This is a genomic window from Arthrobacter sp. PAMC25284 (assembly GCF_019443425.1).
GTDB classification, from domain to species: Bacteria; Actinomycetota; Actinomycetes; order Actinomycetales; family Micrococcaceae; genus Arthrobacter; species Arthrobacter oryzae_A.
Map to the genome: position 1 here is coordinate 1,976,554 of NZ_CP080382.1, position 24,872 is coordinate 2,001,425.

The 24,872-nt window shown below is 64.2% G+C and carries 29 protein-coding genes and 1 tRNA gene; 16 read left to right on the forward strand and 14 right to left on the reverse strand.

The window, feature by feature from the left end:
* The first annotated feature begins 60 nt into the window (after window positions 1-60).
* Entirely contained in the window at window positions 61-885 is an 825-nt protein-coding gene (locus tag KY499_RS09105) for a class I SAM-dependent methyltransferase (RefSeq protein WP_219885207.1), read from the forward strand.
* Window positions 886-910: 25 nt separating this feature from the next.
* Here the strand turns inward: KY499_RS09105 and KY499_RS09110 are convergent, their stop codons facing one another.
* Both KY499_RS09110 and KY499_RS09115 read right to left on the reverse strand, forming a co-directional pair.
* Window positions 911-1,267 (reverse strand): DUF2516 family protein, encoded by a 357-nt coding sequence (locus KY499_RS09110; protein ID WP_123256829.1) that lies wholly within the window; start codon window positions 1,265-1,267, stop codon window positions 911-913.
* 9 nt (window positions 1,268-1,276) lie between these two features.
* Window positions 1,277-2,461, reverse strand: coding sequence for a PLP-dependent aspartate aminotransferase family protein (locus tag KY499_RS09115; protein ID WP_123256828.1), 1,185 nt, complete (start codon window positions 2,459-2,461; stop codon window positions 1,277-1,279).
* An 88-nt stretch (window positions 2,462-2,549) separates the two neighbouring features.
* Between KY499_RS09115 and tmk the strand changes: the two genes are divergently transcribed.
* From tmk to KY499_RS09135, 4 genes are all read left to right on the forward strand, one after another.
* Entirely contained in the window at window positions 2,550-3,233 is a 684-nt protein-coding gene (tmk, locus tag KY499_RS09120) for a dTMP kinase (protein WP_219885208.1), read from the forward strand.
* A complete protein-coding gene (locus tag KY499_RS09125) occupies window positions 3,230-4,372 on the forward strand; it encodes a DNA polymerase III subunit delta' (RefSeq protein WP_123256826.1) in 1,143 nt (380 codons plus the stop codon). Before tmk ends, KY499_RS09125 begins: the two co-directional genes overlap by 4 nt.
* Window positions 4,373-4,423: 51 nt before the next feature.
* Window positions 4,424-6,004, forward strand: a complete 1,581-nt coding sequence (locus KY499_RS09130) for an alpha/beta hydrolase (RefSeq protein WP_123256825.1) — start codon at window positions 4,424-4,426, stop codon at window positions 6,002-6,004.
* 80 nt (window positions 6,005-6,084) lie between these two features.
* Window positions 6,085-6,157 (forward strand) — tRNA-Thr (locus KY499_RS09135).
* Between the two features lie 762 nt (window positions 6,158-6,919).
* Here KY499_RS09135 and KY499_RS09140 read toward each other — a convergent pair.
* Both KY499_RS09140 and KY499_RS09145 read right to left on the reverse strand, forming a co-directional pair.
* On the reverse strand, window positions 6,920-7,537 hold the full coding sequence (locus KY499_RS09140; protein ID WP_219885209.1) for a hypothetical protein: 618 nt from the start codon (window positions 7,535-7,537) through the stop codon (window positions 6,920-6,922).
* 379 nt (window positions 7,538-7,916) lie between these two features.
* Window positions 7,917-8,132, reverse strand: coding sequence for a hypothetical protein (locus KY499_RS09145; RefSeq protein ID WP_219885211.1), 216 nt, complete (start codon window positions 8,130-8,132; stop codon window positions 7,917-7,919).
* An 85-nt stretch (window positions 8,133-8,217) separates the two neighbouring features.
* Between KY499_RS09145 and KY499_RS09150 the strand changes: the two genes are divergently transcribed.
* Window positions 8,218-8,409, forward strand: coding sequence for an SHOCT domain-containing protein (locus KY499_RS09150; protein ID WP_219885213.1), 192 nt, complete (start codon window positions 8,218-8,220; stop codon window positions 8,407-8,409).
* A 134-nt stretch (window positions 8,410-8,543) separates the two neighbouring features.
* On the opposite strand, the gene KY499_RS09155 is transcribed toward KY499_RS09150, so the two are convergent.
* The 3 genes from KY499_RS09155 to KY499_RS09165 form a co-directional block, all read right to left on the reverse strand.
* On the reverse strand, window positions 8,544-9,809 hold the full coding sequence (locus KY499_RS09155; protein ID WP_219885214.1) for a hypothetical protein: 1,266 nt from the start codon (window positions 9,807-9,809) through the stop codon (window positions 8,544-8,546).
* A gap of 16 nt (window positions 9,810-9,825) precedes the next feature.
* The gene (locus KY499_RS09160) at window positions 9,826-10,596 is read right to left on the reverse strand and encodes a hypothetical protein (RefSeq protein ID WP_219885216.1); all 771 of its coding nucleotides are present in this window, start codon (window positions 10,594-10,596) and stop codon (window positions 9,826-9,828) included.
* Window positions 10,597-11,026: 430 nt separating this feature from the next.
* On the reverse strand, window positions 11,027-11,596 hold the full coding sequence (locus KY499_RS09165; protein WP_219885217.1) for a hypothetical protein: 570 nt from the start codon (window positions 11,594-11,596) through the stop codon (window positions 11,027-11,029).
* A 644-nt stretch (window positions 11,597-12,240) separates the two neighbouring features.
* Here KY499_RS09165 and KY499_RS09170 point away from each other — a divergent pair.
* The 3 genes from KY499_RS09170 (at window position 12,241) to KY499_RS09180 (ending at window position 14,486) form a co-directional block, all read left to right on the forward strand.
* Entirely contained in the window at window positions 12,241-12,948 is a 708-nt protein-coding gene (locus KY499_RS09170) for a hypothetical protein (RefSeq protein WP_219885219.1), read from the forward strand.
* A 672-nt stretch (window positions 12,949-13,620) separates the two neighbouring features.
* Window positions 13,621-14,049 (forward strand): hypothetical protein, encoded by a 429-nt coding sequence (locus KY499_RS09175; protein ID WP_219885221.1) that lies wholly within the window; start codon window positions 13,621-13,623, stop codon window positions 14,047-14,049.
* A 68-nt stretch (window positions 14,050-14,117) separates the two neighbouring features.
* Window positions 14,118-14,486 carry a cytotoxic translational repressor of toxin-antitoxin stability system gene (locus KY499_RS09180; protein ID WP_219885222.1) on the forward strand — a complete coding sequence of 123 codons (369 nt, stop codon included), beginning with the start codon at window positions 14,118-14,120 and terminating at the stop codon, window positions 14,484-14,486.
* Between the two features lie 178 nt (window positions 14,487-14,664).
* Here the strand turns inward: KY499_RS09180 and KY499_RS09185 are convergent, their stop codons facing one another.
* Window positions 14,665-15,297, reverse strand: coding sequence for an Ltp family lipoprotein (locus KY499_RS09185; RefSeq protein ID WP_219885223.1), 633 nt, complete (start codon window positions 15,295-15,297; stop codon window positions 14,665-14,667).
* Between the two features lie 198 nt (window positions 15,298-15,495).
* Here KY499_RS09185 and KY499_RS09190 point away from each other — a divergent pair, with 198 nt between their 5' ends.
* Window positions 15,496-15,819, forward strand: a complete 324-nt coding sequence (locus KY499_RS09190; RefSeq protein ID WP_219885224.1) for a hypothetical protein — start codon at window positions 15,496-15,498, stop codon at window positions 15,817-15,819.
* On the opposite strand, the gene KY499_RS18195 is transcribed toward KY499_RS09190, so the two are convergent.
* Genes KY499_RS18195 through KY499_RS09210 form a run of 4 tightly spaced genes read right to left on the reverse strand, consistent with a single transcriptional unit; the run spans window position 15,816 to window position 16,958 of the window.
* Window positions 15,816-16,025: a Txe/YoeB family addiction module toxin gene (locus KY499_RS18195; protein WP_375141142.1), complete on the reverse strand. Its 210-nt coding sequence runs from the start codon at window positions 16,023-16,025 to the stop codon at window positions 15,816-15,818. The two genes, KY499_RS09190 and KY499_RS18195, sit on opposite strands and share 4 nt — an antisense overlap.
* Complete coding sequence (locus KY499_RS09200) at window positions 16,018-16,263, reverse strand: type II toxin-antitoxin system Phd/YefM family antitoxin (protein ID WP_219885226.1); 246 nt, start codon at window positions 16,261-16,263, stop codon at window positions 16,018-16,020. The genes KY499_RS18195 and KY499_RS09200 overlap by 8 nt, the downstream gene beginning before the upstream one ends.
* Window positions 16,264-16,299: 36 nt before the next feature.
* Window positions 16,300-16,506, reverse strand: a complete 207-nt coding sequence (locus tag KY499_RS09205; RefSeq protein ID WP_219885228.1) for a hypothetical protein — start codon at window positions 16,504-16,506, stop codon at window positions 16,300-16,302.
* On the reverse strand, window positions 16,494-16,958 hold the full coding sequence (locus tag KY499_RS09210) for a DUF6884 domain-containing protein (protein WP_219885229.1): 465 nt from the start codon (window positions 16,956-16,958) through the stop codon (window positions 16,494-16,496). The genes KY499_RS09205 and KY499_RS09210 overlap by 13 nt, the downstream gene beginning before the upstream one ends.
* Window positions 16,959-17,153: 195 nt before the next feature.
* Here KY499_RS09210 and KY499_RS09215 point away from each other — a divergent pair, with 195 nt between their 5' ends.
* A complete protein-coding gene (locus KY499_RS09215) occupies window positions 17,154-17,561 on the forward strand; it encodes a hypothetical protein (protein ID WP_219885231.1) in 408 nt (135 codons plus the stop codon).
* A gap of 98 nt (window positions 17,562-17,659) precedes the next feature.
* On the opposite strand, the gene KY499_RS09220 is transcribed toward KY499_RS09215, so the two are convergent.
* On the reverse strand, window positions 17,660-18,808 hold the full coding sequence (locus tag KY499_RS09220; RefSeq protein ID WP_219885233.1) for a hypothetical protein: 1,149 nt from the start codon (window positions 18,806-18,808) through the stop codon (window positions 17,660-17,662).
* Between the two features lie 397 nt (window positions 18,809-19,205).
* Between KY499_RS09220 and KY499_RS09225 the strand changes: the two genes are divergently transcribed.
* A complete protein-coding gene (locus tag KY499_RS09225; RefSeq protein ID WP_219885234.1) occupies window positions 19,206-19,427 on the forward strand; it encodes a hypothetical protein in 222 nt (73 codons plus the stop codon).
* Between the two features lie 7 nt (window positions 19,428-19,434).
* On the opposite strand, the gene KY499_RS09230 is transcribed toward KY499_RS09225, so the two are convergent.
* Window positions 19,435-19,854, reverse strand: coding sequence for a hypothetical protein (locus tag KY499_RS09230; RefSeq protein ID WP_219885236.1), 420 nt, complete (start codon window positions 19,852-19,854; stop codon window positions 19,435-19,437).
* 188 nt (window positions 19,855-20,042) lie between these two features.
* On the opposite strand from KY499_RS09230, the gene KY499_RS09235 reads away from it, so the two are divergent.
* The 4 genes from KY499_RS09235 (at window position 20,043) to KY499_RS09250 (ending at window position 24,842) form a co-directional block, all read left to right on the forward strand.
* Window positions 20,043-21,098, forward strand: a complete 1,056-nt coding sequence (locus KY499_RS09235) for a DNA methyltransferase (RefSeq protein WP_219885237.1) — start codon at window positions 20,043-20,045, stop codon at window positions 21,096-21,098.
* A gap of 172 nt (window positions 21,099-21,270) precedes the next feature.
* Window positions 21,271-21,513: a hypothetical protein gene (locus tag KY499_RS09240; protein ID WP_219885238.1), complete on the forward strand. Its 243-nt coding sequence runs from the start codon at window positions 21,271-21,273 to the stop codon at window positions 21,511-21,513.
* 828 nt (window positions 21,514-22,341) lie between these two features.
* On the forward strand, window positions 22,342-22,527 hold the full coding sequence (locus KY499_RS09245) for a hypothetical protein (RefSeq protein WP_219885240.1): 186 nt from the start codon (window positions 22,342-22,344) through the stop codon (window positions 22,525-22,527).
* Window positions 22,528-23,312: 785 nt separating this feature from the next.
* A complete protein-coding gene (locus KY499_RS09250) occupies window positions 23,313-24,842 on the forward strand; it encodes a hypothetical protein (protein ID WP_258190680.1) in 1,530 nt (509 codons plus the stop codon).
* Window positions 24,843-24,872 lie beyond the last annotated feature (30 nt).

Consider the following 24,872-nt stretch of genomic DNA (forward strand, 5'->3'; position numbering starts at 1 on the left):
AAACCGCCCGGCGCGCCACGGGCCGGTAGTGACCCGGCGTTCGAGGATAGGCTTGGAACCGTGGTGCAGAGAGCGGAACAGGTCAGGGACCCCGGACGGCGGAATGGCCGTCCGGTCGGCAACGTAACCCGCGGGACCACCAATCCCAACCGGATGCGGCGCCTGGATCGCTGGCTGACCGGACCGCAGGCGTGGCGGCTGCTGGCCGCGTCCGATCCGTTGGTCGTCGACCTGGGCTACGGCGCGTCCCCTGCCACCGCCGTCGAACTTTACGAGCGGCTGGCCGTGATCCGTCCCGACGTCCGGGTCACCGGCATCGAAATCGAACCCGAACGCGTCCGGCAGGCCCGGGCCCTGGAACGGCTGGGACTGAGCTTTCAGCTGGGCGGTTTCGAGCTTCCGGTCACCGGCCGGCCCGTGCTGGTGCGCGCCTTCAATGTCCTGCGGCAATACGAGGAAGCCGACGTCGGCGGCATCTGGAAGCTCGTGCAGGGCCGGCTCGCCCCGGGCGGGCTGTTCATCGACGGTACGTGCGATGAAATCGGTCGGCGCGTCACGTGGGTGGCACTTGACGCCGAACGGCCGCTCAGCCTCAGCGTGTCCGTCCGTTTCGGTGCCTTCACGCTGCCCTCGGACGTCGCCGAGCGACTCCCGAAGGCGCTCATCCACCGCAACATCCCGGGCGAGAAGATCCATTCCTATCTCCAGGCCATGGACCAGGCGTGGCTGGCGGCGGCTCCGCTTGCGGCGTTCGGCAACCGGCAGCGCTGGGCCGCCATGTGCCGGACACTGCTCGACGGCGGGTGGCCGGTCCAGGACGGGCCGGCACGCTGGCGCCTCGGCGAAGTTACGGTCGCTTGGGACGCGGTGTCGCCGCAGAGCTAAGAGCGCGGAAGGACGGACCGCGCGGTCACCAGGATCCGTAGGGTCCGGTGTTGCGGTTCCCGCCGCGCCCGGCGTCCGTGACTGCGGGGCGGACGTCTGCGAGATACACGGAGGCAGCGGTGACCGCGGCGATGCCGAAGATGCCTACTGCGCCGAGCGGGCTGCCGCCCCGGTAGCTTATGAGTGTCAGAACACCAATCAACAGGGCACCGCCGGTCAGCAGCATCCAGAACAGCTTGGTCCGCTTGGATACCGCCTCAAAAACACTGGCCTTGTGGCGCAGGCAATCGCCGAAGGCCCAGATCTCAAGGCCAAGCGCTACAAGCAAAATAATTATGCTGGCCCCGAAGTCCACCAAGGCAACGAGAAATGTTCCGTCCATCCACCCAGCCTAACTGTCCAAAGCCTTCAACGCCTGCTCCAAATCGGCCCACAGGTCCTCGACATTCTCGATTCCGACGCTCAGCCGGACGAGGTTCTCCGGCACACTGTCCGGCTCGGCAGTGTGCCGACGACGCCGCTCGATAAGCGATTCGACGCCGCCCAGGGACGTCGCCGGCAGCCACAGGTCGAGGCCCTGCACGAGGCGGTCGGCCGCGTCCGCTCCGCTCAGTCCCGCGGCCGGGGCCACCTCAATGCACAGCACCGAGCCGAAACCCTTCATCTGCGACGCGGCCCGCGCGTGGCCCGGGTCCGTGACCAGCCCGGGGAACCGGACGCCGGAGATGTGCCGATGGCCGCTGAGCCGTTCCGCCAGCACGGCCGCCGACGCTTGCGAGCGCTCGATCCGCAGGGCCAGGGTGCGCAGCCCGCGCAGCGCCAGCCAGGCCTCGAACGGTCCGGCGATCCCGCCATGGATGGTGCGGTGGTGCAGCAGCGCGGCGCGGAGCCCGGCGTCGGACGTCACGAGGGCGCCGAGCACAACGTCGGAGTGGCCGGAGAGGTATTTGGTCACCGAGTGCAGGACGACGTCGGAGCCGAGGGCCAACGGTTGCTGCACGAGCGGGGTGGAGAAGGTGTTATCGGTGACGACGATAGCTCCGGCTTCATGCGCGGCCGCTGTCAGCGTCCGGAAATCCGCGATGCCAAGCATCGGGTTGGTGGGGCTTTCGAGCCACAGCATGTTGGCCGGGGTTCCGCCGGCCGGGGCGAGCTGCTCCAGGACCGCCCCGGTGTCTGCGATGTCCACGGTGCGCAGTTCGAGGAAACCCTTTTCGGCCATTTCGGTGGCCATAACCAGGGAACCGGCGTAACTGTGGGACGGCATCACGAGCACGCCCCGGGCCGGTACCAGCGACAGCGCCGAGCTCACGGCGGCGAGGCCTGAGGCATAGAGCAGACCCGGCAGCTCCGCTCCTTCGAGCTGGCCCAGAGCCTCCTCGAAGGGGTCCCATGTTGGGTTTGAATACCGGCCGTAGCCACGGTCGCCGTCACCTAGCGGCCCGGTACCGTAATACGTGGAGGACAGGACCAGCGGCGGGTTGACGGGTGCATCGCGGTCACGCGGCGGGCGGCCGGCCGCCACCACCACTGTTTCCGCGGATAGCGAGGCTGCCTGTGCATCGGTAAGACTCATGGTGACAGGCTACGTCCCCGCCCCGACGAACCGCCAAGCCGTGACGCCCGGACGTCGGAGCGTCAGTGATCGCCGGTAGTCTAGGAGCGTGACTACCCAGGACCCAGCGCCGCAGGACCCGGCACCGCACCCCGGACTGTTTATTGCCTTCGAAGGCGGCGACGGCGCCGGAAAGTCGACGCAGGCAGCGGAGCTGGCCACCGCGCTCGAATCCCGCGGCCTGAGGGTGCTCCGGACCCGCGAACCCGGCGGCACCCTCATCGGCGAGAAGCTCCGCACGCTGGTGCTCGACCACGGCCACGGCCACATCGATTCCCGCACGGAAGCGCTGATCTACGCGGCCTCCCGGGCCGCGCACGCCGAACAGGTCCTCCGGCCGGCGCTCGAACGCGGCGACGTGGTTCTCACGGACCGGTATATTGACTCGTCCGTCGCCTATCAGGGCGCGGGCCGCAGGCTCGGGGCGGATGCCGTCCGGAATCTCAACGACTGGGCCACAGCCGGGCTGCAGCCTGACCTGACCGTGCTGCTCGACGTCGACCCTGCTGTCGGCCGCCGCCGTCGCACAGCCGGCGACGCCGCTGAGGACCGGATCGAATCCGAAGCCGATGACTTCCACGCCAGAGTCCGGACAGCTTTCCTGGAGCTCGCGGAGGCCCGGCCGGAGCTGTACCTCGTCCTGCCGGCCCGTCTGCCCGTCGCTGAACTCGCCGCCCGGATCCTGGACCGGGTCGGAGCATTACTGGCCCCGGTTGCCGGCGGTACCGCATGACCGTCTGGGACGACCTCCGGGGCCAACCCGCCGTCGTTGCCCAGCTGCGCCAGGCAGCCCAGGGCGAAGGTCTCACGCATGCGTGGCTCTTCACCGGCCCGCCCGGGTCCGGCCGCTCGAACGCGGCGAAGGCCTTCGCCGCGGCCCTGAACTGCGATCAGGAGGACGTGTCCCGTCGCGGCTGCGGCGCATGCCCGGCTTGCCGGACCATCCTCGGCGAAACCCACTCGGACGTCACCTTCGTGCGGACCGAAAAAGTCACGATCACCATCGATGAGGCCCGCGAACTTGTCTCCACCGCGGGCAACCGCCCGTCGTCGGGCCGCTGGCGCATCATTGTGGTCGAAGACGCAGACAGGATGGCCGAGCGCACCACCAATGTTCTGCTCAAGGCCATCGAAGAACCCACCCCGCGCACCGTCTGGATGCTCTGCGCTCCGTCTCCGGCCGATGTGCTGGTGACCATACGGTCCCGCTGCCGGCCGGTTGCCCTGCGGCTCCCGCCGGCGGCTGACGTCGCGGCCCTCCTGGTGGAGCGCGACGGCGTCGATCCGGCGGTTGCTGAACGTGCCGCCCGGGCGGCCCAGAGCCATGTGGGCATCGCCCGCCGCCTGGCCCGGGACCCCGAAGCCCGGGAACGGCGGCTTGAGACTGTCCGCTTCCCCCTGACGCTTCGCGGCGTCACGGCCGCTGTCCTGATGGCTGAAAAGCTGGTCAAGATCGCCACCGAGGAGGCCAACAGCTCCAACGACGAACGCGACGCGGCGGAGAAGGTCGCACTTCTAGCCACCCTGGGTGCACCCGAAAGCGGGACGCTGCCGCCGGCCATGCGGGGCCAGGTCAAGCAGCTCGAGGACGACCAGAAGCGCCGGGCCAAGCGCTCCATCACTGATTCACTTGACCGCACACTGACCGACCTGCTGTCCTTTTATAGGGACGTCCTCATCGTCCAGATGGGAAACGCGGTTGAACTCGTCAACGTTGACCTACGGAATGAGCTCGAAGAGTTCGCCTCCCGCTCCGCCCCGGACATCACGCTTGCCCGGATGGACGCGGTCAACAAGGCACGGAAACGGATTACCACCACCAACGTTGCCCCGCTGCTGGCCATCGAGTCCATGGCTGCCAGCCTCATTTAGGCCGTCGGGCGCCACCCGTCCGCTCTGTTTCGATCCTCCGAGGAGAACCGCATGAAGCCAGCTCCACCCCGGCCCGCACCTTTCCGACCCCTGGCGGTTGGTGCCCGGGCTGTCGGTGCCCTGGCCCTGGCCCTGACCCTGGCCTCGTGCGGCATCTTCGGCACCGGCGACAAGGGCGATAACGGATCGACAGCGGAAAAATCCGGCGGGGCCGATCCCGCGATCGCCGCAGCAGCACCGGCCGAGTTGCGCAGCTACTACACCCAGCAGGTCAATTGGACCTCGTGTGAAACCGGCTTCCAGTGCGCCAAGGTGAAGGTACCTCTGGATTACGCCAAGCCGGACGGCGAAAGAATCGAGATCGCGGCCCTTAAGCTGCCCGCCAAGGGCGACAAGAAGGGCAGCCTGCTCATCAACCCCGGCGGCCCCGGCGGTTCCGGCTATGATTTCGTGCGCGACGCGGGCACCACCAACATCTCCGACAAGGTCCAGGCGAATTACGACCTCGTCGGCTTCGATCCGCGCGGAGTCATGCGCTCCGCTCCGGTGACCTGCCTCACCGACGCCGAACGCGATGCGTCCCGTGCCAAGGTTTTTGAGCTCGACACCGACGCCGGGCTGGAGGCGGCCCTCAAGGAGAACAAGGCCATCGCGGACCAGTGCGTGGAGAAGACCGGGCCGGTCCTGGCCCACATCGACACTATCAGCGCTGCAAAAGACCTCGACATCCTGCGCGGGGTGCTCAACGACACCAAGTTGAACTACCTCGGCTATTCGTACGGAACGTTCCTGGGGGCCACTTACGCATCGCTGTACCCGGACAACGTCGGCCGGATGGTCCTGGACGGCGCCCTCGATCCGTCGATCAGCTACGAGGAACTCACCCTCGGACAGGCCAAGGCGTTCGAGAAGGCCATCAGCTCCTACGTTGCCTCCTGCCAGCTGGAACAGGGATGCCCGCTCACGGGCAGCACTGAGAACGGCGTACAGCAGATCCGCGACGCCATCAGGTCAGCAGAGGAAAATCCGCTGCCATCCAAGGACGGCAGGAAGGTCACGGGCTCGCTCTTTGTCAGCGCCCTGATCATTCCGCTCTACAACAACAGCAACTGGCCGGTCCTCACCCGGGCGCTCTCGCAGGCCATGGCCGGAGACGGCACCGCGATGATGGCGCTGGCGGACTTCGGTGCCGACCGCGAACCGAGCGGCAACTACACCTCCAACAGCGGCTTCGCATTCAGCGCCATCAACTGCCTGGACTACCCGATGGCGACGGACGCTGCGTCGCTGCGGGCCGAGGAAAAGGACCTGCGGGAGGCGTCACCAACGCTCGGATACTACTTCGCGTACGGCGGGGCCAACTGCAAGGACTGGCCGTATGAGAATGTCCGCACGCCGGCTCCCGTGGAGTACAACGGCTCGGCGCCGATCGTGGTCATCGGCACCACCGGCGACCCGGCCACCCCCGTGCAGTGGGCCTCCGCGCTGCGCAAGCAGCTCGGAAACGCGTCCCTGCTGACATGGGAGGGCGAGGGCCACACGGCTTATGGCCGTTCCAACAGCTGCATCGGCAATGCGGTCAACGACTACCTGGTCGACGGGAAAGTCCCCGCGGACAACACCGTCTGCTAGCTCATTTTGACCCGGGCGCAGGGACTCCATTACAGTTATCTCTTGCATGAACCGCCCGGTTCACCGGGTTTCATGCGGTTGCTTCCTTAGCTCAGTTGGTAGAGCGTCTCACTCGTAATGAGAAGGTCGCCAGTTCGATTCTGGCAGGAAGCTCGAGAGGAACCCCGTATTTCCACTGTTTCAGCGGGGATGCGGGGTTCTTTATTGGCTGCCGGTTGACCGGTGTGTAGGGCCGGGGCACACCTATGGCACACTTTGGCGTTGGGGCTCGTCCCGGTCATGGACTGATTCTAGAACTCCGAGCATGCGACGCAACTGCTACGTGGCTGACACCGCCCGCTCGCCGACTCACCGGCAATGATCTTCGCCAACTCCCCAGAATCTCTCGGGAGGGTACGCAGCAGCAGAACCGCGCATGTTGGCCGGCCTAGATTCTGCCGTGGGTCCCACCGAGGCTTTCAGAAGCGACGTGCAATATCGTCCCTCTCCGACTGCTTTCTCCCTTGGAGCCTCTGTATAACCGTGTCAGCCGCGCCACCCGTGGGGCTGCCACCAACGACAGGTTGGGTGGCGCCCCCATAGGGAAGGCTGCAGACCCGGACGCGAAAAAGCCGACCGACGCCGGAAAGGCGTACCAGGGTTCCCGACTACCGGCACAGGGCTTTCGGAGACCTAACATCTCAAAGTCCCCAGCCCGACGTCTGCAATCCCGCCCTACGTGGACCGCTGCCCCAACCGATAAGACCTCTTGCGGGTCTTGACAGGCCGACTTGGCGCAGCCGGCCGCTTTGCCGGGGCCGGCGCAAACCGAGGAAGAGCGGCAGGCAAATCCCAGAAGACCCAGGGCCCGCCTAATGGAGCAGCACACTGGCCTGCGGCGTGGTCCGTGTGCACCACGACGCTAGCGTGGCAGAACTAGTTACGCAGGCATCTGACATCGGTCAGGCTGATAGCGTCGGCCTGGCCGGTGGTGTCTGTGAGTTTCACAATGGCGTCTTTCGCTCGCGGCAGTGCCGCGGTGACGTCGTTGGTCCGGCCGATATTCATGGTCCCTTTGTCGACGGTCGCTTCCACATAGAGGCCGCCCGGGCAGCCGTTCTCCGCCAAGGTGGTCACGTGAACCATCGTGCAGCGGAAGTACCCGCACGTGAACTCGGATGTGTCGGCGTACTGGTAGTAGATGTCCCCCGAAAAATGTGTCCAGCCCTGGTCTGCCATCTGCGCCTTGATGTCATCCTGCACGGCGGTTTGTGCCTTGCGGGCCTTGATTTGGGCTTCGGCGTCGGCCAGTAACGCGTCGAGCTCCGCGGCCTCCGCCTTCTTCTTCGCAACCTTGGCCGCCTCCACGGCGTCACGGGCTTCCTGTGCTTGCCGGGCCTCCTGGGCCGGCAGCGCACTGCCGAACCACCAGGTCGCACCTCCGGCGGCGCTCACGGCAAGGACGACGCCGATGACGACGGCGAGAGCCGCGCGACTGGGACGGCGACGTGCAGATGCTTGTTCCGGCGAGCGTTCCGGTGATTGCTCAGACATGATTCCCCCATCAAGCCGGCGCGACGAGGCCGGAGCTTGAACTCGACTATAAGCGATCCGTGACATACCGCCGGCTATGAGCTTGACCCCGGTCGTAACGTTCAAGGATGGCGTCCCGGAGCCGGACACGGGCATTGGCGACCGAGAAGACCGGGGAGTGCCTCATCCATGAGGCGAGGTCGTCCGGGCCGACGACCGGTTCGTAGCACGACTCGCAGCAGGTGATGGCCAGGTTCCCGTCGGAATCCTTGAACGTCGGCCCACTACATCCCTTACTCCCAGACGGACTGGATCACCTCGAAGCTGTAACCGGACTATAAATCCCGCCGGGCCTGCTTTTCGGAGCACCGACGGGCTTCTCTGTGCCCACTTCCCCGGTTCAGGCTGCGATCGGTTTAGTGACCGTGGACACCGAGCGCTCACGGGTGAGGATGTTGACGGCGGCCACCAACCGATATGGCCGCTCCCCGAGGCGTGCCTGCACGCGGTCCATGATCCGGAGGTAGATGGTGTGGGAGCCGGCCAGGGCCAGCGCCAGGGCGAAGGAGGTCACGGCGGCCCTGACAGCGTGGTGCCGGGCGTCTCGTAGCGCCATCCCACCCGGAAAGCAGAACAGCCATACTGAGCGCACGTCAGCGGACACCCTGCTCCAAGCGCTGGTCACGCCGGATCCACTTACTATGGCCATCGACTTCCTGAAACGCGAGATCCCACAAGGCTATGCGGCGCCCATAAAAATTGATGAAGGCTCCGCGCATCGCGGCGCCGTGCTCATCGAGAAACTAAATGAGCTCGCATCCCTTCACGGCCAAGGGGAGCTGAGCGATGAAGAATTCGCCGCAGCGAAGGCAGCAGTCATAGTCTCACTATGAGTCGTGACCACGCCGGTACGGCGGTGACCTGCATTGCTGCCGTGCGCCATAACTCCGACGACGGAATGTCCGTGATTATCCAGAACCAGTGTGCTTGCCGGCCCTGATGGCGCCAGCTGCTCACGCAGCTAGCCCTAGTCCGGATGACCACCTTCTTCATCCCGCAGGTCCGCGAGCCAGAGAACGCTCGGTTCAAACCAAGCTCCAGAAATGGGTTCCCTATCGAGGTTGAACAGGGGGTCCACGGCGACTTGCTCGCCTCGAAGAGCGCGACTGGCGACGAGCGAATCGACCTGGTCGTCGTTGGCAAGGATAGCCGTTCCCAGATCTGGTACTTCGATGCCCGCTGCCTTCCAATTTGCGATCATGTCAGGAAGCCTGAGCGGGTCGGTCAGGACAAAGATGGTGCCTTGGACCATGAACAGCTGGTTGGTGCTCAGCTCCACCAACGCTAAGAGCGGCGCGTAATAGTTGTGGACCCGCCGCTGGTCGAAGAGAGCTGCCCGCGACAATTCTCGCGGCAGCGCTCGAACGATCTCGACCGGTGTCCCTTCGGCGCCGGCCATCTTGACTATGGCCGAGTATGTGCCGAACCTCTGAGTCATCGCGCTGACGCAGTACGGGTCCTTCTTCTCCTTCGCGGCGCGGATACCCTCGTTCATTGTGGAAGCGTCAGCCTGAGCCTGCAACTCAGACAAAGTCTCGACGCCACCCCGCTTGGAGATAAAGTGCTCATTCCCGTCCGCGTGCTCTAGTACGACGCCCCAGGTTCCAGCTGAGAGATGGGCTCGGCCCGGCTCCCACGCTATCGGCGCCAGCCTGCCCTGCAACTTGGGACCCAGACCTTTGAAGACTCCCCGTCCGCCGAGGGCTTCCTTCAGCCATGAGCGGTAATCGAAGTCGCCAAGCATGTCGTGGTGTGCCAACCCCTCAACCGAGACGACGCCGAGAACGCGGTGTAGCGGTCGCAGACAGCGGTGATGAACAAGACCGACTTCCGGAGTTTCGTTGACTTCATCCACCTCAACGAACGGCGCCTGGTTCTCGGACACAGGCCGTGCGCACCGCAAGCAAGAAATTATGTCAGGGTTGTCAGCAAGTAGCTGCCGCGCAACCGCCCGATGTTCCTTCACCCCGGGATCATCCTCACCGGGAGGATCGCCGGGTTGAACGATGAGGATTTCGTCGCCGGCAAGATCGGGAGCAGCCGACAACATGCGCTCCATCCCCATCATGCTGGCGGCCCGCCGGATTACCTCCTGCTCCTCACCGTTCGGCAGGGTGACGCGGCCATTCTTGAACTGCAAATACATAGCGCCGTTCTCTTTGAACCTATGCTGCTCCACAAGCACCGTACGTGCGGCGTCCTTGTAGAGGATGACTTCAAGGCCCGTCGGCATGTAGCCATCGAGAGCACTACGGACAGCGGCCGCCGCGCCGGCTCCTGGGCCAGTGTCGCTTGAAACGGTGAGCACCGGTCCCAGCCTGTTCATCAGTCCAGGGCCTATCGATGCTGAGGCGGTGTTTGGCAAGTGTTAACGCGAGCGTGATGAGCTGCTCCCAAGCGGCCGACGCAGACGGCACCCCCCGCGCAGCAAGGACGCTCAGGACCGCTCGCTCTAGAGGTGCCCCGGCCTCAAGGTCGAGGACCTGGACATGAAGCTTGGCAAGGATCTCGGTTCGCTCGTTTTCGGTGATTTCTTTCTTAGTAAGCGCTTTGAAGTGCCGGTCGATGTGTGTGTAGGTGGTGTCCCGGACGTTCGCCTCAGTCTTGGTGGAAGGATTTGCTGCGTGGCCACGATTGAGCCGCGCGGCGTCGAAGAGTCGCTTCAGCTCGCCAGTGATGCGTGATGAAGCGCCGCTGGTAGTCGCGAGAACGTAAGCGTCGGGGCCAGGATCGTTAACATGCTGGCCAACGACTTGGCCGATGACTGATGAGAACTCCGACTCTGCTTCCGCCGAGAGGTTGATGGTGCGCTTGGCCTGGACGAACGAGCGGCTGTTCCCGGCGGACAGCCTCAGGTCGTCGACGTCATCGCCGGTCTCGAAATGAACTCGTTCGACCGGCAACGGTTCCGGGAGACCGAGAGCGGTAAGTTCGTTGATCTCGGCGAACATCGAGACCATTGCGAGGGCACCGGTCCTTGCCTGGAAGTCGATACCTGAGTTCGTCGCTGCACCACCCATAGAGCCATCCTAGGGACAGGTCGCGGAAAAATTCGCCATAGGGCCACTTGCCCGACGCGCAAGTCGCTTCAACCATGGCCCCAGCCAAATCCACCCTGCCCTTTAGACTTCATATCGCATCATGCAGCAGGTCTGTTGCATGACAGCGCAATAGCCAACGACCTCGTGGGTGTCTATTCGGATGGCAACTCCTTGTTGGACCTGCCAGAGCTTGCCACGGAGTCGGTGGCGCCGCTCGTTCAGCACGTCCTGAGGCCGTTGCTTTACCGTTCAATTGGATTATCGGTCCGCGGCTCAGCCTCTGTCGCTCATTTCCTAGTCGACCCATTCCGAATTCTTGCCGCCCGTCTGAGGCTTAAGTCCACTGGCTTTGCACCACTGACTCAGCCAATCTGTCACCTAGGGGATCAATCAGTCCGTGCCAGGGCCATTAAGAAATGAGTCTCGCCAGTGAGCGGACCGCGTTTGTGAACTGCTCGAAACTCAACCGAATGTGCCCGTTTTGCAGGCCACGGGTGGTACGGATGAGCTCGTTTGCTTTGAGCCCAAGCAATTCATCTGGGACAAAGCGTGGCTTGGTGCGGCTCACCCATGGCCAGCGATCCGCCTCATGACCTCGCTCTTCGACGTAATCCTCGGGCAGCTCTTCCGGCTCTGAGGTCACTTCTACGACGGCGTAGCAATCCCTGTTTTGAGCGCAAATCAGGACCAGGTCCCTAGGCTTAATGCTTGGACGCCCCTTGCCTTTTCCTTTTTGGGGGCTGCCGAAAAACCACTCGCTGCGCCACTGCTCCAATGCCGGGGCGCCGTACTCGGCCTTCAACCAAAGGGTACGTTCACCATCACGAGCGTCCAACAAAAGTTGCTCCACAAGGGCCAGCCCGGAAACAGTGTCCGTACCAGCTGCGGAAGGTCTTGCTGCCCGCGTCAGCTGCTGTGCCTGTGCGTGAAGCTCAGTGAGGTCGTCCGCGGTGATTTCGCGACTCGGCCAACTCTCCATGGCAACCTTGGCGGATTCGACCTGGGGCCGCCCCCAACTCGACACCCAGCTCCACGTTCGGCGCTGCTGAGCTACCCAGTCCGGCGCCGGTCAGGTTTGCTGATCCTAGGAAGCCCCGCCCACCGACAACAAACGTCTTGGCATGCAATCTGTCTACATGACTAAGGTGGACACCACCATGCATGAGTGCCGTCAAGCCATCTGTCCGCAAAAACCCGTTAGCCACGGCGCTGGGGTCTAGGCACGTAAAGAGCTGCCACTTGTACTCCGATCGGCAGGCGACCTGCGCCAACTTCCTGCAGACATCGTAGGACAGGTAGGGACTAGCCAGTAGGACATCTCCGTCGACACGTTCGATGGCTTCATATAGCCAATCAGCAGCTTTCGTGTGAACTGCATCATTAATCACGATGATGACCATACTTTGACGCATCTTTAGGGCAGCCATCGCCACGCCACGCCCTGCACCACATTATCCGCCGCGCTACCGCCCGTAATCGGAAACCGACCGCGCTTGGTCGTGGGCTTGCTCCGCTCGGCACTTGCCCGTTCTCCAAAACCAAGGTCGGATGGCATCCGCGGCAGGACCAAAAACTAAACACGTAAAAAAGTTGCCTCACAGCAAATGATGCAACCATGAGTTCGTGAACAACTCCGCAAATCTGAACTTGGAAGCCTCGTCTTCGGCGTTCCCACCAAATTGGTCGACGATGATTCCGGATCTCATAGTGGCGCTAGTCACTGGTGTTGCAGTAGGTGTAGCGATTCTGATCGTTGAACGGATGTCAGCATCAAAGGCGGAAGAGCGAAAACTCGAGCAACTAGGTACGAGACTTGTGCATCCTCTACTTCTGGTACTCCAGAGACCTGTGTACTTTCCCAGATATGACCGCATCGGTGACCTTCAGAAAAAGCAACGTGAAGCCTTGAAGATTCTTGAAGACCCGGACCTGGACGATTGGCACGAGACGAGTCCTACTCCCCTCACCAAGGCCCTTGTGAAGTATCGCAATGCTCTCAGGGATCAGCGGCATGATCGAGAGGACTTGGCTCAAAGCATTAGAGACTGGGAGCGCATTCACGGCAAGGAACCTAATATTGTGGACTACTCAGAGGCTTGTCTGCTCGACGCGCATGAACAAGCACTTCGGGACCTTTTCCCCGACAAAGCCGAACGTCAGCGTCTTGCGATTGAGTTTCAGAAAGTTCGAGAACACGGCCATGTGAAGTTACATGCGAGGGCCTTCCGGGGTGCCCTCGCTCGCTCAGAGAGAGCGCAGCGGGACGCGCATAACGAATTAGTTGCACGGATAAAAGAAACCGCTTCCACTGCACCGCGGCGTGGCCGATAATCAAACCCCTGAACCTCCCCCTTCACGCGCGAACATAGCGTGCCGTTGTAAGAGATGACAGACAACGTGCCGGCCCGGGGTGCGCCCTCCCGTGTCGCAGCCGTTGGGGAGCAGCCAGCGGCTGACCCGGTATCTCAAACCCGGCACGGTTCACAGCGCTTGCGGTGTAGGAGAACATAGCCAGAGCCTACGCTCCCGGCTCGGACAACGCGCGAAATGAGACACCGGCTAAACCTTCGCAGAACGTGCGCGGAATTACAGTGGGTAGGGTCCTGGCAAGTCTGAGAGCCTCTCGGTGAGAGCCCAAAACTCAGACCATGTCGGGCAACCAATCTCTGGGTCAGGTCAACGAGTCAACAAAACCGGGGCAGTTCCCTGCGGCGCCCTGTATGTTCAGTCCGGAGTTTCCTTGAGGACATAGCGGACGACAATAGGAAACAGACTTAGGGGACACTTTGACCCCCTCCGCCGTGTGAGCGTATCTGTCAGTAAGTGACTGTGTCCTGACCTAGAGTTTGCGAGACTCTACGACACGGGTGGAGATGATGGCTCGGGAACCCGGCGGATGCGCCCTTACCTAGCGCGCGATGGCGGTTCTGGCTGCGGACCTGCAGCAACTCGGGTCCGCGTGACGTACGCGCGGTACTTGACGTACGTGGAATAATTGTGGATATGAACACTCCGACTCGCGACCGCCACTCAATTGGTTTCACCGCGGCCCGCAACCAGCTGAAGTCCATTCTGGATACCAGCGACAAGGGCGGGCTCACCCTCGTGTGCCGCGGCTCCGGGTCGGCTGCCGTAGTGAACAGTGAAATGTTCCGCACCTTCCTCATCTCAACGGTGCGCCCCGAGGTCCGGGTCGTGCATGAGGACGGGGCGTGGGCAGCATTCATGCCAGGTCTGCCGTTCGCGGCCGAGGGCACCACCCTTGACGAAGCCGTGACGGACCTCATCGATGCCCTGCGGGACTACGCGGACGACTGGCAGGACCACCTGCATACGGCATCGAACCACATCGGGAACTGGCCGCTGGTGCAGCTCATTGCCGCCTCCTCGGATGAGCAGCTCACCGACTGGCTCACCGGCGCGGCCACATGAGTGCCGGATCCCCCCGAGGCACCAGGGACGACCATGAGAGGTTCTGTACCCACGAAGACTGGAAGGTAGTGAAGAACGCCCGCGGCAAAGCGGTCACGCACCACGCCACCTACGAACTGGTGCTCCACGACGGGCGGACTCTACGCACACGCATCTCCCGGCCCGTGGACCGGACCACCTACGGTCCGTCCATCTGGGGTGCGATCCTAAAAGATCAGCTGGAAGTGACCGGCGACCAGTTCTGGGCGTGTGTGAACCACAATCAGCTTCCCGACCGGGGGGCACCGGAGATGCCGGATGAGGCGCTGCCGTTGCAACTGGTCCACCAACTAATCCACACGGTCGGGATTCCGGAAGCTCGCGTTGGTGCGATGTCCAAGGAAGAAGCAATCGAATCACTGACAACTTACTGGTCGACCTGGCGGCCGAAAGGCTGAACCGGCAACTCATTCTGCATTTGACAGGAGCCAGCGCCTTCCGGCGTGGGAGTGGTCTAGGACCACGTGTCGACTAGGACGATTTGTGCCAGATGTGGCTCAATTTCCCATTGTGGATCTATGTGCCAGATATGACGCATGGCCCGCGCCGATGGCACGTCCCTGAAATCACCAGCATCTAGAGCCCTGTCTGGCTGACCCCGTACTGGGCCTGCTCCGGGGTGTAGCCCTCATAGATGAGCTGATCGATCAGCCCGGCCCGCGAGAAGCCCATCATGTCGAGGTAGTTCTTGGCGGCCTTGGCAGCCTGCGCGTTCCAGTCGACCGTTACCCGGTCCACCGCCCAGGTCGCGTCCACGGTCGAGTATTTCTCGTACTCCAGCTGCTGGATCAGCCCGGGCCGGGAGAAGGGCATGACGTTGAGGTAGTTTCGTGCGGAGCGGAGGGCGCTCTGCTGGCTGACCGTCCCCGCGGCCGCCTTGGCAGCAGCCTCGGCCTCGGCCTTAGCTTTCGCAGCTGCCTCCGCCTCGGCGGCAGCTTGTGCCGCTGCGGCTGCATCTGCTTCGGCTTTAGCTTTCGCTGCGGCTTCCGCGTCAGCCTTTGCCTTGGCGGAAGCTTCGGCGTCGGCACTGGCTTTCGCGGCGGCTGATGCGGAGGCGCTGGCCCTTGTCGCGGCATCGGCTGCGGAGGAGCGGGGGGACGCGGACGCAGTGGATGATGACGTCCCGGCCGCGGTCGCCGTTTCCGTTGCGGGGGACGAGCAGCCCGCGAGCAGCAGCATCGTGCAGGTCATCAGGGCAATCTTCTTCATCAACAATCCCCCAGCTAGTTGTCAGCAGACACCGGCACGGTTCCGTGGCGCCCGGTCACACGCAGCGCCAAACCCCGCGCGAGTGTGAACACTTTACGCGCCACGAATTCTTCGTCATAGGGCCGCGCCGACGAAACAACGGAAGATTTTGCACCGTAGCCTGGTGTGCTCGACTCTAATGGCCCCTAGACTCGCGCCATGGACACCAGCACTCCGGATTTTGCCGAACTCCGAGAGGCCATCACCCGGCTCCTGAGCGCGTACGACCTGTCCGGCGTCATGGAGCACGGTGCGCCGGCCGACGAATACGACCCCGAGATGGAAGACCTTGCCCGGTTCATGGCTGCCGGCGGGACCGTCACCCCGGACGTCGTCGCCACGGTCTGGCACAAATGGTTCGGCAACCCCGCCGAGGCCCGCCCGGAGCCCACCCCCGCGATGGCAGCCCTGGCCGCGGACCTGCAGGGCATTGAACGAAGCACGGATTGGCCGGCGCCAGGAAATGGGCCGAAGGTCGTCTAGTAGTGGTGGCGTGCGGCGATAATGACGAGCTGGTCCGGTTCGGCGGCATAGACGAGACGGTGCTCATCGTTGATTCGCCGTGACCAGTATCCGGAAAGCTGATGCTTGAGCGCCTCCGGCTTACCGATGCCATCGAAGGGGTCGCGCTGACGGTTCAATAAACGCTGTCCTGCCACGCCTTGTCGGTGAAGAGGATGTTCATTCAGCCAGTTCTCGCACCGTGGCGGTCCCCGCGCGGTGCTGGGCGATGCTTTCGAGCAGGTGGGCTGCATTCGCGGGAGTCCGCAAAAGGTAGGCCGTTTCCTCCAGCGCTTCGTAATCGGCCAGCGACATCAGAACGGCGCTGCCCTTCTTGGACACAATTTCGATGGCTGTGTGGTCGGCATTGACCTGCTCAATGAGCGGGAACAGTTCGGCCCTGGCTTTTGAGGCGGTGATCGCCACGATAACTCCTCGGTTGGTACAACATATCGTACTGCTCTATTTTGGACGTTCATCAGGCCCGGCACCGGCGAGGTTCACGGGCGTCATCTGCGCTGAGCTGCGCGGGGACAGCAGCTCGGCCAGCATGGCGCTCAGCGCTGCGGGAATCAGGAAGAGTCCGGCCAGGTGGGCGTAGAGCCCGTCCGGCATCCCCAGGGACAGGCCTCCCACCACGACGGCGGGCAGGACGGTCAGGACCGACACCCGGAGCCGGCACCCTGTCGGGCGTTGAGTTTCTCGGTGAGCCAGCCCAGCTGCTGCCCGATGCCGAGGCCTTCCATCGGCACCTCGGAAGGCCATGGGCTGCCGTGCAGCACAGTCCGGTACTGCTCCCCCGCCAGGGCAATGAGGGTGACCTCCCCGGCGCCGGCGAGCTCGAGTGCGAGCTGTTCCCGGACCCGGGCTGCCCAGGCGTGGATTGGCGGGGACGAGGCGTGGTTCGTTCCGAGCCGCATGTCGTAGGGCTCAATGACGGTGTCAGGGTGGATGAGCCCGTGCCTGGCGGAAAGCACGTACCAGCGGTCGCACGTGGCCTCGGCGTACGCGGAGGCTTTCTTGAACAGCTGGGAGACGTATAGCTCCCGGGCCGGGGCCGGGCGGGTCAGCTTCTGCGAGGCGCAGCCGACCAGGCCGACGGTAAGGATTGTGCCGCTCACGGGTGCCTCGTGTCCGGAACGGCGGCGCCGGTGACAAGCAGGTCCCCGACCTGGCAGTACAGGGCCTCGGCCACTGGCCAGCTAACCGCAGGTTATTGTCAGCGAACTCCCTGCCTCGGTACACTGGCGCGCGCTGGGGCATACACAGAACCAAGTCCACCAGCCTACGGGCTTTGCCAGTCGAGGAAGCGAACCATGTCGTTGACCGTGTTGTTCCGCCCTGCCACCGAACCGTCACCGGAAGCTGACCGCCCGCCGCTGCGACCCTCCGGCGCCCTGCCCGGAAACCCCCTTGCCCGGATCCTCGCCGTCCTGTCCGTGGCCTGCGGGCTGCTCCTGGGCGGCGTGACCGCAGCCAACGCCGCCGTCTGCCTCACCTGCGACAACACTCCTCCGCCAACCTGCCCCGTCTGCAATCCGGAACCGCCCGGCTCCGGGCCGGTGAAGGACAAGGACAAAGACGACCGGGACCACAAGAAAGCCAACAAGAAATACGATCGGGACGACGACCGGGACCACAAGAAGACCAGCAAGAAATACGATCGGGACGACGACCGGGACCACAAGAAAGCCAACAAGAAATACGATCGGGATGACGATTAGAAGGACCGGAACAGGCCAAGTGCGGCCACCCAGCCACCAACTAACGGGCCTCGTTCGGCTGAGTGGTGCCTGGTCTCGCTGACGGGACCCGAGGCCTGTCAGCTTGTCGTTCCGCGGAACTGGCGCCGGGCGGCCGCCACTCCTTCCGCGCCGTGCAGCTGATCCCAGGGAATTTTGGGGGCGGACTCTTTGACCGGAACGGCCGGCGGTTCGACCCTCACGGTCGGCACGATCATCAGCGCTGGTGGCTGTTTCCCCGTTTTGGGGCGGCGGGCCGGCAAGCTGGCCGGGTCGGGGGCGCTGATGAGCGACCACTTCTCCGGGACGATCCTCGAGATGAAAAACTGGCCGATGACTTCCCTGCATCCCGGGCACACGAAGGTGCTGGATTCTTCGGCACGGGATTTGATCATCCGCCTCTCGATCCGGGCCTTGCCGATACCGGCGCCGGAGGCGGCCAGCCACCGGTCAACGCCTTTGTGGACTTCGGGATGGTTCTCGAACCGCTTAGGACCTACCTTGTCCCTGATCTCAAGCTCCGGGACCGGATCGCCACTGCGCCGGGTCTGCGCGGTCCAGAGCAGCATCGGGGCCGGGCATTTCCAGCAGCCGGTCGCGGTCGCCCACACGTACGGGCCATCCCCGGACTGGACCAGATGGTCTCCGAAAGCCTGGGCGGGCGGCCTGCTGCGGGCGTTGAATTCCTTGATCGCCTTCTCCAGCTTCGCGAGCCGTTCCAGCCGGGTCCGCTCTTCGGTCTCGTACCTGGCCTGGTTACGGGCCTCCGCTGCGGCGCGGGCGTCGCGCTGCATCTGCGGGGACCCAAGCGTCCACCCCGGCCCGGACGTCAGCAGCGTCAGTAGGAACTGTGCCAGCGTCCCGCCGCCGGTGCGGAAATTCTTGGCAACCTCCCGTTCCAGTAGGTCCTCCGGGGTCTCCGGCAGGTCGGAGCTCTTCCCGAAGCCGGTGACGACCGCGGGCACCGTCGGCTGCGCCGGCCAGCCGTAATCGATCAGCCGGGGTACGAGCCAGACCGGGAACAGGCCGCTATCGAAATACCGCTGGCTCCGTTCGGCATACCGCTCCGGCGTCTGGGACGAGAGCTGTACCTCGAACGCCACCCCGCGCCGGCCGTCATCGGTGGCGGCCAGGACGTCGATGATCCACTCCCGCTCCGGGTGCGGGTACTCGATCACGGCATGCCAGCCGGGGACCGCGTTGATCCCGGCCGCCAGGGCCGTCTTCATGGCCAGATGCTGGGGCGACTCCCCGCCGTGGTCGGCTGAACAGCCAGACCCCGGGTAGTGGGCGAAAAACCGGGTCTCGGCACGGCTCTTCGCTACGGCCCTGATCCCGCACAACGGCATAACCAGCCGTACACGGTCCGGGGACGCTTTCAACGCCGTCCACGAGTCGGCAGTGTGGGCTGGAGCTTCAACCCGATTCCCGTCCAGCAACGCCACGAGCGGCATCCGTATCCCCCAATACGTCGATCTCGGCAGGTCATAAGTGCCGCCTGAAGAGATTCAACCACACCGCATCGGGCGCTCAGTAGCCCCGCCCAAGCCGCAGACGGCACCTTCTGGCGCTGGGAGGCCATCCACTGACCGATCTGCAGCTCTTGGCGTCGGCACAGCCGACAAGATGCAGGGCGGACAGTGGCGCGCGGTGGTCGCCATGGTCCCGTTCATCGGCTACACCTCGGCAGGCGCCCACCACCTCTCCGCTGGACGCCTGTGCGTCATGGCGAGCCGAGGGCTCCGCGGCAAGACGAGATTGACCGCCAGGAACTACCCGGCCGTCCTCGCTGCTGCGCTGGCGTGGCTGGCCGACGATCGCGGTCGACGCGTGGGAGCTCGGGGCTGAAGCCGGGTTATTGTCGTTCCTTCGCATGGTCAGCGGTCGTCGTGCAGGCGAGTGCCGTGCAACAGTCTGTGTGGCTGCCTTCACGGTAGTTGCTGCCCCATTCTTCTGCCGTGAGGATAAGGTAGCCACGGAAAAAATTGTGCAAGAGCAAGGTCACGGACTCCTGACGAGCAGACGCGTCGCCGCGGGAAACCTCGAATTTCTGGTGGGCTCCCAACGTGTGACGCGTGCCAACTGTGGCCGAAGCAGCACCCGTCAGGACCTGGTTGAGGCGGATGTCCTCCACGTGACCGGGTCGCTCGTCTTCGACGGTCTGTTTCCAAGCTTCGTAGGAGATGAAGGTAGGCAGTCCCAAGCCTGCTTGCTCGGCCATATTGAAGTCTGCGAGGCAAACGATGGCGTGCACTCGGCGGCAGTTGTTGTTCATGGTTGGTCCAATCAGTAGGCACTATTTTCGTGGTGTTGAGCGTTCCCTACCTATGTGTGCGGAGGCCGGAAAACCTCTCACCAAAATCCGCAAATGTAATCGGTCCCTGCCTATGGATTTGTTCTCGGTCCCGGAATCTGACTGCCTGCCTTGTGAGTGCCCATCTCCCCTTCGTGCAAGATGGGACGATGAGGGAAGAAATAATCTGCGGCGATTCCCGGGAAGTACTCCGCCGATTGGCGGACGAAGGTGTCCTAGGATCGGCGCGCCTGATCTATGCGGACCCACCCTTCAATACACGGCGCACCGACCGTGGACCATTTCGGGACCATAGATCAGATACGGATTGGGCCGATCTTCTGACAGATGTCGCGTCGGGTGCACAGCGTCTTCTGCAGGAGGACGGCAGTTTTTGGCTCCATACCAACGACCGGCAGTCGGGCCTGGCGCGCACGGTCTGCGATCAGGTGTTCGGGTCCCAGTCCTATCTGGGGTCGGTGGTGTGGGAGCGGACTCGTCGTCCGAGCTTCAGGGGCGGCCATCTCGCTTCGACTACAGACCAGATTCTGATCTACGCGAGGGACAGGAAGGCCTGCCGGCCATTCACCGCGGGAGTCTCGCAAGCGGGAAAGAGGATTCCCCTGGCACACCGTGGAAATCCGACCGTCACTATTGAATTTCCGGCAAACTCTGTCCAGTTCGGTTGCGCCGACGGCGCGTATGCCGCCGGGGAACATTCGTCGCCGGGAATCGTCGCCGCACTGCTGCAGGAGGTGACGATCGCGGGCGGACGAAATCTCACCCCGTTCCGATTCAGCCTTCCGAGCCGATATAGCCCGGCAAAGGTGGAGCAGCTTATCGACCAGGGTGTCGAGTGGATTGTGCCGAAGGTGCCCTTCAGGCCGTCCCATATTTCACCGGGCGGACGGCCGAAATTGGTGAACGGACTGTGGTCATGGCAGTTGGATGCTGAAATGCCGACGAATGAGGACGCTTACAAAGAGCAGCTTCGATTTGGGACACCCTTTCCGTTCGCCAAACCCGTCGGACTCATCGCGAGGATCATCGAGATCGCCACGGACCCAGGCGACCTGGTTGTCGACCCATTCGGCGGATCAGGGACTACGGCCGTGGCCGCCATTCAAAAATCGCGAAGCTTTATCGTCGTCGAAGAAGACCGGAACCTGATCGCCGGGTATATAGAGCCCCGTGTCAAGAGGGCGCGCGCGGCTTCTCGGTCCTGAGGAAGGCTCCGCCTGTTGGGTCGGCTGCCCCGGACCTTACCGCAGAAGCGACTCATTCGGGTCTCGATGCCCAGTCCACAGCGGAGTTGAAGCAGCCGCCAGCGCGCAAGTCCTTGCCGCCTGAGCTTCAGCCCGGCCCCGGTGCTGACATCCACCGCACCCGAAGGAAACTATGCTGACCTGCTTTCGTGAACGCACCGAAGTCCGGCACGCCACGCGCGGACGCCGCGTCTACGCATTCATCTCGGCCGCCGTTGTCCTGGGGTTCGCCGCCTGGGTCTTCAACGGCGGGGCGCAGCTCTGGGCCTTCTTTGCTGCCTTCGCCGTCGTGGCCGTCGCCGATGAGCTCCTGATCCGGAGCTGGATCCATGCCGATGCCCCCGCTGCGTCCCGGGCCGGGACCGCCGACGCCTGATCCTTTCCGCGCCGACGTCTGGTGGTGCGGTGTGATGGTCCGGCGGTAGCCGCAGCCCCGGAACCGAACCGAAAGCTGGCCGGACTGGAAATGGTTTGGCGGGTCAGCCGGAGGGGCATAGTTAAGAGGGCCTCGGGGCTGCGCCCCTCGCCCGAGAGGGGCATCGAGTTGTCCCTCGCCCCGTTTACCTTCTTGTTCTTCTCGATGTGTTTCTTCGTTGTGTTGCCCGCCTCGCGCGCTGCGCGCGCTCACCTTCCCGTTCTTCTTCTCGCCACCATGCCCGGCCTTCTTCTTGTTTCCCGTGCTTCACTGCGTTCCGCGTCCGCGCTGCGCGCGTCCTCCTCTTTGTCTCCTTCCCGCTCCCCGGCTTGTCGTTCTTCCTGGTTCCCTGCTTCCACTTCGCGGCAGCACCGTCTTGGCTTTCCGCGCTGCGCGCTCCCCCGCTCTTTGTCCTGCCACCCACGTCGTGGTGTTCTTCCCGGTTCCCGTCGTGGGCCGGATCTCTCTTCTGCTGTCTTTGGCCTCCGGCTTTGTCGGGGCTCCGCCCCTCCCCCTCGATGACCTCCGGCCGGTTGCTGGCCTCCGACGCTGCGCCTGCGGCGGGCGGTTTCCGTCTGGCTGGTCTTCTCGTATGGCTGATCGTTTCTCGCTGTGGTGTTCCTGTCGGGGCTGCGCCCCTTCTGTGTCTGTCTGGCTGGTCTTCGCGCTCAGCTGTCTATTTCTCTGGGGCTGCGCCCCGGTCCGTCTGGCCACCGGCTGTTCGTGTGTCTCGGACGTCTGCGCCTGCGGCGGGCGGTTTCCGTCCTGGTGTCCGTTTCGTGGAGCGGAGTGTTTCCCTTCGTGGTGTTCCTGTCGGGGCTGCGCCCCTTCGTCGTCTTGCTGTCCTTCTCGCTGGGCTGTGTGTTCCTCGAGGGCTGCGCCCCGGTCCGTGGTGGCTTCCGGCTGCTCTTTGTCTCCGACGCATGCGCCTGCGGCGGGCGGTTCCCGGACCGGTGTCCTCTGCGTGGTGCGTGATGATCCTCGTGGGGCTCCGCTCCCGTCACGGGACACGTCCTGTTCTCCCGGACGGGTGAACGTCACGGTTCACGGAACAACCGCCCTCGCTGCTGCGGCGCAGGACCACCCACCGGCCCGTGGCCACACGGGGAAACGATCCGTCCCACGCCGCGGTCAGCGGCCCGGAACAACGTTACGAAAAGACACCCAACCCTGCGTCGCAGACATCACCAGGCTTGAAGCCACCATCACGGCCGGACCACGACGGGCTGCCCGCCGCAGGCGCCCCTGCAGCGCAGCGGAAGGAACGGGAACGGGAGCACCGACAAACGCCATGGACGCAGTCCAGGAAGAGAAGGCCGGGCGGAGCCCCGGACACCCAGCCACAAAGACACCGGCACCAACACTGCAAGCCGGGTGGCACCTGCCGCCCGCCGCAGGCGCGTTGAAGATCCGCATCCGTAGCAGATGGAAGCCACCGGCCAAACGAGAGTAACGATGTCGAAGACACCCTCCAGGAGAAGCCGAGACGGTTGCCCGAACCGCAGCGGCGCCGCGCACCCTGAGGCAGAAGAGCTATCCCGCCAGAACAATCGCGACGATAACCGCAGGCCACGCAGTGTGACCCGAACAAGCCCGGAGCGATACATCAGATCATTGGAGGGAAAGCCGCCGCGGAAATAGGAAACGGCCTTCCCGCGATTCGGGGATTTGTACCGACAATCTCAAGGCCACATAGCCCCTAAATCCGGCACCCCGGGCCCACACGGCCATGAACTGTATCTCTACGCATGTTTCCGGATATGGAACAGTATCCTTCTCGCCGCGCACAGGCTGCCGGCATCGAAATCACCCCGACAACATCCACCCAACAGACCCAAACAACCGCCTCCCCACCGCCCACCAAGCGGACCAGCCGGACCATGGGAAGCCGTCGCCCGAGCCCGAAGCGACGAGCCGTCAGAGACGCCATCCACACCTCGCTGCTCGGGTCCGCCTGCCCGGACGAGTCCCTTGCCACGTACTCGCGCGCCGACCCGTACTGGGATGAGATGTGGGCGCCGGGCTCCCAGTCGCTGTGGTCCACCGGTCACTCCGCACGCCAGCGCCAGCTCAACGGTGCCGGCCGCAAACGCACCCGCCGGATCATGGACCGGGACGAGGCACTGCGCGTCCTGACCGGCAACCGCGGCCGCATCGACCGGCACACCAGCTGGGGCGTCCTGCAGTCATGGCGGACCGTAACGGCCGAACAGCTCGCGGCGTTCACCGGCTCCCGCTACGTCCTGGATCCGGACTACTCCCAGATCGCCGCGTCCTTTGCCCTGGACGTCATCGACATCGGCCGGCTCGCCAACTACATCGACGGAACGCCGGGACTGGGACGCCAGACCCTGTACCGTCCCACCGCCTCGGAGAGCTTCAAGCGCCTCATCGAACCGACCCTGACCAACCCCGAGCACCTCACCATCACCGCCGGCCAGCCCTGGAGCGCCGGCGGCCAGTACGACCGGCACAACGTCCTCGCCGCCGAACTCGCACTCCGCGCCGCCGAATACCTGCCCGTCGGCGCCGTCCTCGGTGAACAGCTCTCCTCCGTGGACCTGCTCGCCGGCGTCGGCCTGGGCAAGAAACTCCCGCGCCCGGACAACCGCCGTGCCGACGGAACCCTGGTCCGCGCTGACGGGATGCGCATCGTCTATGAACTGACCGCCACCACTTCCCAGGCGTTCGAGAACAAGGTCCGCCGCTGGGCAGAGGTGATCGCCGCCCGCCCGCTGGAGACCTCCGGGTTGACCGTCGTGTTCATTGCCGCCCCGCACCCGGACCGGGCCAACCACATCAACGCCAGTGATCCGCGGACGGCGATCTACAAAACCATCGCCCGGGTCCTCAAGGATTTCCCCGGCCGCGGCAAGGACTCCCCCGCCGCGCGGATCGGTGTCGCCCACTGGGAGCAATGGTTCCCGGACCGACACATGGTCAGCGAAGACTTCCTCTCCCTGCGCGCCGACTTCGCCATCAACGACGCCACCGGCCCGGACCGGTGGGCACCCCGGGACCTGCTCGGGGACTACGCGTTCACCCCGTGGCACACGTTCGCCGCGACCGCCGTCAACGAGAACATCAAGCTCATCGCCGCCACCCCGCACTGGATGCGGCGCGGGGACCACACGCACATGATCGGCTCCCCAATGGACCGGGCCGGGGTCGAGGTCCCGCACCCGGCACCGGCCAAACCGCACCTGGTCAAAGGCCGGGCCCTCGGCGCCGGCGTCGGCAACGGCGGTGACGCGAAACTCCCGCCCCGGCTCCGCATCGAATGGGACTGAGCGGTCTCTGAGGCGTCACCCGAGCCCCGG